This window comes from Streptomyces sp. NPDC094147, from assembly GCF_044764265.1.
Taxonomy (GTDB): Bacteria; Actinomycetota; Actinomycetes; order Streptomycetales; family Streptomycetaceae; genus Streptomyces.
Genome location: NZ_JBIWHT010000045.1, coordinates 21,333 through 33,525 on the forward strand (window position 1 = coordinate 21,333; position 12,193 = coordinate 33,525).

A 12,193-nucleotide genomic window follows, 5' to 3' on the forward strand; every position below is an offset into this window, starting at 1 on the left:
GCCACCACGTCGAGTCGTTGTTAGGAAGGCCATGCAAGACCTGAAGCACGCCACCTCCCTGTACGAGGTGTTCGCCGCACGGGCCGCGGAGCGCCCGGACGCCGTGGCGGTCACCGACGGCGCGTCGGAGATCACGTACGGCCAACTCGTGCGCGCAGCTTGGGAGTTCCGGACCGGACTCGCGGAGCACGGAGTGCGGCCCGGGGACCGCGTGGGCATCAGCCTCGAACGGGGCTGGGAGGTCGTCGCGGCGATCCTCGGCGTCCTCGGCCACGGCTGCGGCTACGTCCCGCTGGATCCGTCGTACCCGGTGGAGCGGCTCGCCCACATGGTGTGCAACAGCCGGACGCGGGTGGTGATCACGGCGCCGGGCAACACGGCGCTGCCGGCCGATGTCGTCCGGGCGTCGCGGTCGCGCGACGCCGGGGCGACCCCGGACGCCCCGCTGCCGCGGCCCGAGGGCGCACCGGTCTACATCATCTACACCTCCGGGTCGACCGGGGTGCCCAAGGGCGTCGCCGTCCCCGAGAGCGCGGTGCTCGAACTGTTCCGCTCCTGCGCGGACGGACTGTTCGCGTTCGGTCCCGACGACACCTGGACGCAGTACTTCAGCTACAGCTTCGACTTCTCCGTCTGGGAGATCTGGGGCGCCCTGCTGTTCGGCGGCCGACTGGTGATCGTTCCGCCGGACACCGCGCGGCGTCCCGCGGCCTTCCTCGAATTCCTCGCCCGGGAGCGGGTGACCGTGGTCAACGCGGTGCCGAGCTTCTTCAAGTACCTGCCGAAGGCGTACGAGCGGGCCCCCGTCGAGCTCGCCCTGCGCTACGTCGTCTTCGGCGGCGAGCCGCTGGACCGTCTGTCGGTGCGCCGGTGGATGCAACTGCGGCCGGGCACCGAGACGTTGGTCAACATGTACGGGATCACCGAGACCACCGTGCACACCACGTTCGGCGCGCTCACCGAGGAGCGGGTGGCGTCCGACGGCGGTGGCACCTGGATCGGAGCGCCGCTCGCACACCACCGGATGGCGCTGCTGACGCCCGAGGGCCATGCGGTGCCCGACGGCGAGCCGGGCGAGGTCCACATCGCGGGCGCCGGTCTCGCCCAGGGATACGTCAAGCGGCCGGAGCTCACCGCGGAGCGCTTCCCCCGGCTCACGCTGGACGACGACACCGAGCCGTGCACCTGGTACCGCACCGGCGACATCGCCCGGCGGCTGCCCGACGGCACGTACGAGTACCTGGGCCGCAACGACCGGCAGGTCAATCTGCGCGGGTTCCGCATCGAGCTCGGCGAGGTCGATGCGGCGCTGCGCGCGCAGCCCGAGGTGCTGGACGCGGTGGCCCTGGCCGAGGAGGCGGCGGGCGGCGAGTTCCTGCTCGTCGCCTATGTGGCCCTCGCCGACGGGCAGGCCCCGGATGCCGAGCTCACGGAGCGGCTGCACGAGGCGTGCCGGACCCGGCTGCCGGCGCACATGCGGCCCAACCGGATCGTCCTGGTCTCCGAGATGCCGCTCGCGCCGTCCGGGAAGCTCGACCGGGCGCGGCTCGCCACGGACCGCGGGCTGCGGGTGATGGCGCGATGAGCCTGGAGATCGAGCGCAAGTTCACGGTCGCGGAAGGCTGGCGGGTGCCCGCCGACGCCGGCGGTGAGCAGCTGCGCCAGGCGTATCTGACGCCGCCGGGCGCCCCGGTCGAGTTCCGCGTGCGGGCCCGGCGCGACGCCCGCCTCATGACGGTGAAGACCTTCGACTCCGCCTCCGGTGCCATGGTGCGCCAGGAGGTCGAGTTCGAGATCGACGCCGCGGTCTTCGAGCAGTTGTGGGAGCTGGCCGACGGCGACTGCCTCAGCAAGTTCCGCTGGAGCGTCCCCCTGGAACGACAGGTGGCGACCGTGGACGAGTACGACGGCGCGCTGTCCGGGCTGCGCGTGGTCGAGGTCGAGTTCGACAGCGTCGAGGAGGCCAGGGCCTTCGAGCCGCCCGGCTGGTTCGGCGAGGAAGTGACCGGCAGCCCGGCCTGGAGCAACCGCGAGCTCGCCGCGTCGGCAGGTGCGGCGGGCGACGACGGCCCCGGCGGCGAAGGAGAGACCCGATGACCCGGCAGGTCGCGTTCGAGCGGCTGCACCACTTCCGCGACCTGGGCGGCCATCGGCCGGACCGGGTCGAGCTCTGCGCCGAGACCGTCGAACAGCTGCGGTCCCGGCGCCTCACCGACGAAGGCCGCTGACATGCCCGGTACGAACCTGACGGCCCAGGAGGCCGAGCAGCGCTCCCGCGCCGTCGCCGTGGAGACGTACGACATCGCCCTCGATCTGCGCGCGGCCGCCGACAGCCCCACCTTCGGCTCGGTGACCGAGATCCGCTTCGACTGCGCCGACCCGGCCGCACCGGTCTTCCTCGATCTGCGGGCGCCCGCGCTGCGAGAGGTCGTGGTCAACGGCCGGGCGCTCGCGGTGGACGAGGTGTTCCGGGATTCCCGGATCGAGCTGTCGCACCTGGTGGCGGGCCGCAACGAGGTGCGGGTGGTGGCAGACTGCGCGTACACCAACACCGGCGAGGGCCTGCATCGCTTCACCGACCCGGTGGACGGACACGTCTATCTCTACAGCCAGTTCGAGGTCGCGGACGCCCGGCGGGTCTTCGCCTGCTTCGACCAGCCGGACCTGAAGGCACGCTTCCGGTTCAGCGTGACCGCCCCCACCGACTGGACGGTCATCTCCAACTCGACGCCCGAAACGGTTGACAGAACCCAACCGGCCCACTCCATATGGTCGTTCGGGCAGACACCCAGGCTCTCCACCTACGTGGTCTCCCTGGTGGCCGGTCCCTATCACGCCGTCCACACCGAGCACCGGCGCGCCGCCGGCAGCGTCCCGCTGGGCGTGTACTGCCGCCAGAGCCTCGCCGAGCACCTCGACGCGGACGAGATCACCGCCGTGACACGGCAGGGCTTCGACTGGTTCGAGGAGCGGTTCGGTCACCCGTACCCCTTCGAGAAGTACGACCAGATCTTCGTCCCCGGCTTCAACGCGGGCGCCATGGAGAACGCGGCGGCCGTCACCTTCAGCGAGAAGTACGTCTTCCGCTCGCGGGCCACCGAGGCCGCCCACCGCAAGCGGGCCGCCACGATCCTCCACGAGCTCAGCCACATGTGGTTCGGCGATCTGGTCACCATGGCCTGGTGGAGCGACCTGTGGCTCAACGAGTCGTTCGCCACCTACTGCTCGTTCGCCTGCCAGGCGCTCGCCCCCGACTCGCCGTGGTCCGACGCGTGGACGACGTTCGCCAACCACCAGAAGGCCAAGGCGTACCGCCAGGACCAGCTCCCGTCCACGCACCCCGTCGTCGCGGAGATCCGCGACCTGGACGACGTGCTGGTCAACTTCGACGGCATCACCTACGCCAAGGGCGCGTCCGTCCTGAAGCAACTGGTGGCGTACGTCGGCACGGACGCCTTCTTCGCGGGCGTACGCGGCTACTTCGCGGCCCACGCCTACGGAAACACGCGGATGGCCGACCTGCTGCGTGCGCTGGAGGAGGCCTCGGGGCGCGACCTCGGCACCTGGTCGAAGCTGTGGCTGGAGACCGCGGGGATCAATGTGCTGCGGCCCGAGATCGAGACGGACACCGCAGGCCGCATCACCGCCTTCCGGGTCCGCCAGGAGGCCCCGGCCCTGCCGCCCGGCGTCCCCGGCGAGGCGGCACTGCGCCCGCACCGCGTCGCGATCGGCTGCTACAGCCTGGACGGCGCGAGCGGAGAGCTGCGGCGCACCCACCGCACGGAGCTGGATGTCGCGGGCGCCTGCACGGAAGTCCCCGGTCTGGTGGGGCTCGACCGCCCCGACGTGGTGCTCCTGAACGACGACGACCTCACCTACGCCAAGGTCCGCTTCGACCGGGAGTCCCTGCGCACCCTGACCGCGCGCCTCGGCTCGTTCACCGATCCGCTGCCCCGCGCCCTGTGCTGGGCGGCGGCCTGGGACATGACGCGGGACGGCGAGCTGGCCGCCCGGGACTATCTGCGCCTGGTGCTCTCCGCCGTCGGCTCCGAGCGTGACATCGGCGTCGTTGAGTCACTGCACCGCCAGGTCCCGCACGCCCTGAAGCACTACACAGACCCGGCCGCGCGCACGGCCCTCCTGGTCCACTGGGCCGGGGCCGCCCACGAACGGCTGCGCTCGGCCGAGCCGGGCAGCGACCACCAACTCGCCTGGCTGCGCGCCTTCGTGGCGGCGGCGCGCACCGAAGCCCACCTCGACGTGCTCTGCGGCCTGCTCGACGGGACGACGCCGGTACCGGGGCTGGTGGTGGACGCCGAGGTGCGCTGGTCGATCGTGGTGCGCCTGGCCGCCGCCGGACGCATCGGCGAGGACGCCATCGCGGCCGAGCAGCGCCGCGATCCCACGCCCGCCGGCGAGTGCCGGGCAGCGACGGCCCGTGCCTCGCGTCCCGACGCGGACGCCAAGGCGGCGGCCTGGGCGGCCGTGGTGGACCGCGGTGAGCTGCCCAACCAGATGCAGCGAGCGGTGATCGCGGGCTTCGCCGAGACCCACGACCCCGCCCTCCTCGCGCCGTACACGGACCGGTACTTCGAGGCACTCCACGGCGTCTGGGCGACCAGGAGCCACGAGATGGCCAAGCAGATCGTGCTCGGCCTCTACCCGGCGCCGGCGGACGACCGCACCGTCCTCGACGCGACGGGGGCGTGGCTGGAGCGGCACCGCGCCGCCTCGCCGGCGCTGCGCCGGCTGGTCCTCGAACAGTACGACGATGCCGAGCGTGCCCTGCGCGCGCAGGGCACCGACCGGGACCGGCACGCCCGGGACGGCGCCGAGCCCTTCTGACGGCCACACCCCAGGGACACCACCACCGCAGCTGTCCCCAACTCCCATGAGGACAGCACGGATTGGACAGGAACATGCGAGAAAACCTCTACGAGTTCTACGGATACCGGGTCCTGTGCACGGCGCCCACCGAAGCCGAGGCCATGGTTGGCAGGCTCTTCGGCGCCCCCCTGCCGCCCGACGCCATGGGGCTGACGCCCCCGGCCGCACAGACCGTGCACCTGTCCGTCGAGCTGTCCGACACTGACCGCGCCCCCGTGCCGCCGCCGTACTTCCCGCCGGGCTGGGACACAACGGACGAGGTCGTCCTGGACACGGCGAGCTCCCGGGCGGTGGTGTACCCCGCGCGCTGGACGGTCCGGGTGACGCTGGCCCGCTCCGACCTCGCCGACCCCGTCGTGTGGGGCCGCTGGCTCCTGGAGAAGGCCTTCCTCGTCCTCACACTCCGCTCCGAGAACCACTACGGGCTGCACGCCGGCGCCCTGTCCGTGGACGGCCGCGCGGCACTGGTCACCGCGGACAGCGGCGTCGGCAAGTCGACGTTCACCGCGTGGGGCCTGTTCAAGGGCGCCGCCTTCGGCGGCGAGGACGCCATGATGCGTCACCTGGACGACGCCGAGCCCCGGTTCTGGGGGTATCCGCGCTGCGCCTACCTCGACCCGGCGCTGATCAAGAGCAGGCCCGAGTTGGCAGAGGCACCGGCCGCGCCCGTGCCTGCGCGGGACAAGAGCCGCGTCGAATGGCCCGCGCTCTACGAGAACCGGCTGCGCCCGGCCATGCGCCCGCGGGCCCTGCTTGTGCTGACCCGGCAGCACGAGAGCGTACGGGCGCTGGACGTCGACGCCGTGCTCGACCTGTGCCGCAGCGACTTCGCGGCGGGCAAGAGCAGTCCCGCCGCACTGGAGCGGGTGGAGAGCGATCTGCGCGGGCTGCTCTCGGACCTGGCCGTCCTCGAATTCGGCCTCACTCCCGACCTGGACACCAACTTCGAACGTCTGGCGGCCGTCCTGCACGGCTGACCGCCCGATCCGCACCCCTATGAACGAGAAAGCGATGGGCGACATGGGCCCCACGAACTGGACCACCCTCACGCGTATGCCGGTCAAGGCGTACCACTACGAGCTCGACACCTGTTTCCGCGAAGGGCTCAGTGAGTGCCGCGAGGCCTTCGGCGACGAGCGGGACGGCATCCTGCACCGCTCCGCGCTGATGCTCGTCAAGCCCGACGGGATGGCCACCGGAAAGCTCGGGCTCATCCTGGACTTCCTGGCCCGCCACGAGTTCACGGTCATCGGCGCCGAGATGTTCCACTTCAACCGCCACACCGGCCGCGAACTCTGGCGCCACCAGCACACGTTGGCCACCCTGGACCGCCTCGCGGTGAACGACGTCGTACTCCAGGCCGGGCCCACCCTGCTGCTGCTCCTGCGCAGCCACGGCGGCCACGCCGCCCCCGCGACGGTGCACCTCAGCTCGCTCAAGGGGAAGGCGGACATGTCGGAGCAGGCCGCGGACAGCCTGCGCAGCATCCTCAACCGGCCCAACCGGATGTGCAGCATGATCCACTGCGCCGACGAACCGGCCGACCTGGTACGCGAGTTGAACCTGCTGATGGATCCCGCACCGCGCCGCCGGCTGCTCGACCGCCTGGTGGCCGGGGCCCCGTCCCCGGCCGACGAGGAGCTCCTGGACCGGGTGCTGCACTCGGGGGAGTTCGGCGGGGTCACCCTCGACCGCGCGGGCGCCGTACGCCGCATCGCCACGATGGCACGCGAGCGCGGCGAGGAGCGCCCGGAGCTCGCCCGAGCCGCGCGGCAGATCTGCGCCTGGCTGGAGGCCGCGGAGCGCGGCGAGGTGCTGCCCTGGCGGGAGTTCGCAGGTGTCCTGAACTCGCTCGGACTCAAGCTGGACGTCTGGGACCTCGCCATCGTCGGCAGCAGCCACCTCCTGGAGGACGAGCCCGGCGCCATCAAGGTGATCGGCAACCCGGCGCCCGGCTCGTGGCTCACGTGATGCCGCCCGCCGCACGGCCTCGTCCCATTACCTCTCCTCCCGGCTCCGGAGGCCCCGTGGCACCACCCGTCCCGTACACACCGCCGTGGTGGTCGCAGCTGCGGCCGCAGCTGGAGCCCGCCCGCGCACCCCGTGTCCGGCTCCTGGTCGTACCGCACTCCGGCGGCGGCCCCAACCGCTATCTGCGCCTGGTCGGCGCTCTCCCCGACGACGTGGAGGTGCTGGGGCTCACGCTTCCGGGCCGGGAGCGCCGGCTGACCGAGCCGCCGGGCGCCACCCTGGAAGAAGTGATCACGAACCTCGGGACCACCGAGGTGCCCACCGTGGTGTTCGGGCACAGCCTGGGCGCCACCCTCGGTCTCCACCTGGCGCACGCCCTCGGGGAGCACTGTCTCGGTCTGGTCGCGTCCGGCCAGGTGCCGCGCGGCCGGGGCGCCCGGCTCTCCGAGCGGTCGAGCGACGACGACCTCCGGCTGATGCTCGAACTCGGCGGCGACCTGCCTCCCGAGGTGTTCAAGGACAAGGCCTGGCGCACCTCGCTGCTCAGCAACATGCGGGAGGATCTCAAGTTGGGCGCCGAGGCCGCCGAGCGCGGCGCCGAGCTGCGCATCGACGCACCCATCAGCGTCCTGTGCGGAAGCGAGGACCGGCTGGTGGACGTCGCCGCTCTCGCGGACTGGGGCGCCCACTCGACGGCGGGCTGCGAGGTGCAGGTCTTCCCTGGCGGCCACTTCGCCCTCTTCGACCCCGTCAACCGGCCGCGGTTCGTCAAGGCGATCGAGGACCTGCTCACCACCGCCCCCGAGTTCGTGAACACGCGGCAGTCCTGACACCCTGCCGGGGCTCGGCCCGCCTCGGCGGACCGAGCCCGGCCGCTCAGGCCTCTGAGGCGAACGCGTCCAGCAGCTGCTCCAGTCGCGCACCGAACCGCGCCACCTGGTCCTCCGGCACCGACGGCGGGAACTCGATCCGCCCGGTCATACCGAGGTCTCCGTGGTCGGTGAGCAGCACCGTCCACGGCCAGCGCGCCCCCAGGGGGCGTACGTCCAGGGACCGCGCGGTGCGACCGGGACCGGACAGAACACCCACCGGATCCCGGTTCCAGGCGATGAGCAACGGCACCACGGACCGCGCGTCACGCAGCCCGAGCTCGGCCATCAGGGACGGAAAGGGCACCCGCGCCATCCCGTGCGCCTCGGCGATGACCTCGCCCGCCCGGCTCAGCGCGGCGTCCCCGCCGTCGGCCGGAGCCGGCCCGAACGGGACGGTGGTGAGGAAGTACCCCGCCGCGTCGGCGTCGGCCGCCTCGTCCCGGTCGGCGACGGCGAGCGCGAACCTGCCGTCGGTGCCCGCGAGTCGGCACACCGGGTCGAGGACGGCGGCCAGGGTGACCGCGAACGGCGTGCTGCCATGGCGGCGTGCGCAGTCGCGGACCCTGGCCCACACGCCCGGCCCGACCGCCAGGTCGTGCACCTGGCAGGAGTCCTGTGCCGCGGGCGCAGGCGCGTCGCCATGCGGCAGCCAGGCGCGTACTCGCTCGGCCGCCGCCTGGACGGCCAGCTTGCCGTCCGTCGAATCGAGGTACTCCCGCTGACGGCGCGCGTAGCGGGCGTGCCCGCGCTCCGCCCCGGCACCGGCCGCACGGCCGTCCAGGGCCGCCGCGAGCTCCTCGATCACGATCCGGGCGCTCCACGCGTCGACCACGAGGTGGTGCCAGACGATCAGCAGGCGGACCGTGTCCGGTGCCGCGAGGACGACGGCGCGTACGAGCGGCCCGGTACCGAGGTCGAACGCCGGCCGGTGCATCGCGGCAAGGGCCCGCTGCCACACGTCGTCCACCGTCTCACCCGGTTCGACCGGCCACACCGCGACCGACACCGGCTCCCCGTCGGTCACGAACTGCATGGTGTCGATGTCGATCCGGCCGCGGAAGACGACGTGCCGGTTGAGTACGGCCGTCAACTCCCGGGCGATGCGATGCGCGTCGGCCGCGCCGGTCAGCTCCACCGCCACGGCCTCGTGGAAGGCACCCGGAGCCGGGCCGGTCAGCTCGGCGGCCCAGATCCCGGCCTGGCCCGGCGTCATCGGTGCCGTGTCCTGCCCCGGCCCGTCACCGCCCGGCGCGGCCAGGGCGGGCAGAGTCCTCAGCTCGGCCGCCAGATCGGCGAGTGTCCGCGCGCCGAGCACGTGGGCGGCTGTGACGGCCCGGCCGGTTATCGCTCGCAGCGCTGTCGAGAGCTGTGCGGCCTGGAGGGAGTCGCCGCCCATCTCGGCGAATCCGAGGCCCAGCGGTGAGGACGGCGCGTGCCGCAGCACCTCGCGGCAGGCGTTCTCGACGGCTTGTTCGCCCGCGTCCCGGGCCTGCCGCGCCGGCCGGTCGTCCAGCCGGGGGAGCGCCGCCCGGTCGAGCTTGCCGTCGCTGGTCATCGGTATCCGCTCCAGCGCGAGGAAGCGCCGGGGCACGGCCTGTGCGGGGACCTCCTCCGCCAGCCGCTCCTTGATCCCGGCCCACAGGGCCTCGGTATCGGTGACGGCCTCCGAAAGGACGACGAAGGCCGTCAGCAGCGAGGGCCCGCCGGGTCCGGCCGGTCGGGCGAGCACGGCGACGTCCGCTGTCTCCGGAAGGCGCCGCAGGGCGGCCTCGGTCTCCGCCGGTTCGATGCGTACGCCGTCGATCTTGAGCTGGTCGTCGATCCGGCCCAGGAAGGTCAGGTTGCCCGTTGCGTCGGCGGAGACCAGGTCCCCGGTCCGGTACATGAGGCCATCGCCGTCGGCGGCGCGCAGGAAGCGTTCGGCGGTGCGGCGCGGATCGTGCAGATAGCCGATCGCCACACCGGCACCGGCGACGAACAGCTCCCCGGGCCGCCCCGGTTCGACAGGCGCGAGCCGTTCGTCCAGGACGAAGCCGCGGTTGCCCTCGACGACGGTGCCGATCGGGGTCCGTTGCTGCGGGTCGTCGCACTGGTCGGGAACGGTGTAGAGCGTGGCGCACACCGTGGTCTCGGTCGGCCCGTACCCGTTGATGACGGTCATCTCCGGCAGCGAGGACCGCAGTTGGACCAGCAGCCCCATGGGAATCGGCTCGACGCCGGTCAGCAGCCGCCGCAGCGAGGGCGCCGGGCCGCCGCGCAGGACCCGGTCGCGCAGCGCCGGGAGGAACTGCGGTGGCAGGTAAGCGGATTCGACGCGCTGACGGTCCAGGTAGTCGAGGGTGGCGTCGATGTCACGCCGGTACGCGTCCGGCACCGGGACGACGGTCCCGCCGCTGCACAGCGCGCTCCACATCTCGTACACGGAGACGTCGAAACCGGGGGAGGTCCACCAGCTGTGGCGGGCTCCCGGTTCCAGCGGCGCGCGGCGCTGGAACGCCGCCAGCAGGTTGTGCACACCGCGCGCCGGAACCACGACGCCCTTGGGTACGCCGGTGGAGCCCGAGGTGTAGATGACGTACGCGGGATCGTCGTCGCCGGTTGCGGGATCGTGCCGGGCGATGTCCTGTCGCGCGGCCGGGGCGTCCGCCAGCGAGGCGAACGCGCGCCGGGCGTCCTCGGCCCGCAGGACGGCCGAGGGCCGGGCGTCCCGCAGGATCTGCTCGCGCCGCTTCGCCGGGCCCGACACGTCGAGCGGAAGATAGGCCGCACCGACCGCGACCGCGGCCAGCACGCTGACGACGAAGTGCGGCCCGACCGGCATCTCGATGGCGACGAGATCGCCCTTTTTTATGTTCCGGGCGGCCAGCTCGTCCGCCAACGCGGCTGCCGCGGCGGCCAGTTGCCGATAGTCGAGAACCGCTTCCGGACTGGCGAACGCCTCGGTTCCGGGATGGGCCTCGGCGACTTCCATGAACGCCCGCCACAGGTTTCCGCGCGTCAACAGAGACCTCCGTGCATGGTGGAATCTCCCCCCGAAGATGGGCACACGACTGTGTCACAACGACTGCCGACGGCAGGGTACATGGCACTGGTCGAACACCTGCCCAGGTCTGCGCATGACAGTCACCCGGGGCCGGCCGAGGCAGCCGCTCCCCCGGCGCACGCCGGACGCGTCGCGGAACCGCCGACGTACGCGAAACCGGCCCCCCGGTGACCCACCGCTCCCACAGCCCGGACGTGAAGACCGCCGCCGGGCTCCGCGGCACCCGCCCGCCGGGCCGACCGCCTCGGGCACGGCGCGCACACCACGACGCAAAAAGCCCCTCCGACCCACGTTTCCGCAGGTCAGAAGGGCTTTCCTTCTGTGGAGCCTAGGAGATTCGAACCCGAAACTGAGACGCGTCTCACCTGCGGTTTTACCGAAATCCCGGGCTTTTCCATCCTTCTCGATCCGGCTGAATCCTGTTCGATCCCTCTCAGCCAGGGAAGTGTGCCCACCCGTGGGCACATCGAGAATGGCGTTGCAGTAGCGAGTCCTTGACGGGCAGGACCCCATACTCTCGGAGTTCCCTGAGGGAAGTCACGCGGTTTGCGCAAATACTCAACGCGCAGCGAATCGCCACCACTCCCACGCACGCAGCCACCGGCGCTTAGCGGGTTGACCCGAGGCTGATGCACCGGGCGGGCAGATGACGTGCCCGCTGCATCAGGGTGCTGTCAGGCGTTGGTGTCGTCGTGGCCGAGGTTGCCGCCAGTCCACGGGAGGCGTCGGCCTGGGCAAGAAGTTCCTAAGCCTTGGCCGTGGCACCTTCGATGGCGTCGGCACCGGCTCGCTTATACAGTCCGGTGAGGTCCATGATCCCGGTGAGGTTGAGGGAAGTTTCACGACGCGTTGGGCGCACCTTCCGGCGCAGTTCCCCATACCACTTGGTCTCAGCGGCGGCGAGTGCCGCGAGCACCGCGACGACGCCCGAGAGTCCGGCCAGCGGCGGCTGCCCGGCAGCCAGGCAAAGAGCAGGCACACGGCGCGAGTCGGAACGGGCCCCACACCCTCACGGTCAGCCGCTCGAAGAGCAGCAGCCCGACCAGATAGACGGCGGACCCGCCGTGACGATAGGGAAGTGGCCTTAGCCGAAGGCGTTGACGGCCAGGGTGAGGCGGGTCTGACCGCGGACCTCGCGGAGGGGGTGCTCCACCAGCAGGCTCACCATGTCGAAGTAGCGCCACCACAATCCGTCGGCGGCGACACCGAGGACGGCGGCCGCCAGGAGTGGTGTGCTGACCGAATGGTCCGTGGCGCCCAGGCCCATGGCGATGAGTGATTCGCCGAGCGCGATGATGACGAAAAGCTGGTGGCGCTCGGTGAATTACTGAGGTTTTCGGGTTGGTGTCGGGGGTGACGGTGGGTGATCCCTGCGGTATGCCGTTGATATGCGGTATGCGCAGGGTGGGGGTCTGACCGC

The 12,193-nt window shown here is 71.9% G+C and carries 8 protein-coding genes and 1 pseudogene; 7 read left to right on the top strand and 2 right to left on the bottom strand.

Annotated elements, in window-relative coordinates; genetic code table 11:
- Nucleotides 1–31: 31 nt before the first annotated feature.
- From ACIQ8J_RS33545 to ACIQ8J_RS33575, 7 genes are all read left to right on the top strand, one after another.
- The gene (locus ACIQ8J_RS33545) at nt 32–1,585 is read left to right on the top strand and encodes an amino acid adenylation domain-containing protein (protein ID WP_403277542.1); all 1,554 of its coding nucleotides are present in this window, start codon (nt 32–34) and stop codon (nt 1,583–1,585) included.
- Nucleotides 1,582–2,097 (top strand): CYTH domain-containing protein, encoded by a 516-nt coding sequence (locus tag ACIQ8J_RS33550; RefSeq protein ID WP_403277543.1) that lies wholly within the window; start codon nt 1,582–1,584, stop codon nt 2,095–2,097. Before ACIQ8J_RS33545 ends, ACIQ8J_RS33550 begins: the two co-directional genes overlap by 4 nt.
- Complete coding sequence (locus ACIQ8J_RS33555; protein WP_403277544.1) at nt 2,094–2,228, top strand: hypothetical protein; 135 nt, start codon at nt 2,094–2,096, stop codon at nt 2,226–2,228. The genes ACIQ8J_RS33550 and ACIQ8J_RS33555 overlap by 4 nt, the downstream gene beginning before the upstream one ends.
- A gap of 1 nt (nt 2,229) precedes the next feature.
- Entirely contained in the window at nt 2,230–4,845 is a 2,616-nt protein-coding gene (pepN, locus tag ACIQ8J_RS33560; protein WP_403277545.1) for an aminopeptidase N, read from the top strand.
- Between the two features lie 74 nt (nt 4,846–4,919).
- Nucleotides 4,920–5,864 (top strand): hypothetical protein, encoded by a 945-nt coding sequence (locus ACIQ8J_RS33565; protein WP_403277547.1) that lies wholly within the window; start codon nt 4,920–4,922, stop codon nt 5,862–5,864.
- 19 nt (nt 5,865–5,883) lie between these two features.
- Entirely contained in the window at nt 5,884–6,858 is a 975-nt protein-coding gene (locus ACIQ8J_RS33570) for a nucleoside-diphosphate kinase (protein WP_403277548.1), read from the top strand.
- A 56-nt stretch (nt 6,859–6,914) separates the two neighbouring features.
- A complete protein-coding gene (locus ACIQ8J_RS33575; protein ID WP_403277549.1) occupies nt 6,915–7,688 on the top strand; it encodes a thioesterase II family protein in 774 nt (257 codons plus the stop codon).
- Nucleotides 7,689–7,734: 46 nt separating this feature from the next.
- Here the strand turns inward: ACIQ8J_RS33575 and ACIQ8J_RS33580 are convergent, their stop codons facing one another.
- Nucleotides 7,735–10,731 carry an amino acid adenylation domain-containing protein gene (locus tag ACIQ8J_RS33580; RefSeq protein ID WP_403277550.1) on the bottom strand — a complete coding sequence of 999 codons (2,997 nt, stop codon included), beginning with the start codon at nt 10,729–10,731 and terminating at the stop codon, nt 7,735–7,737.
- A 1,126-nt stretch (nt 10,732–11,857) separates the two neighbouring features.
- A pseudogene (locus ACIQ8J_RS33585) lies at nt 11,858–12,085 on the bottom strand (low temperature requirement protein A); the annotation flags it as partial.
- Nucleotides 12,086–12,193: the final 108 nt, after the last annotated feature.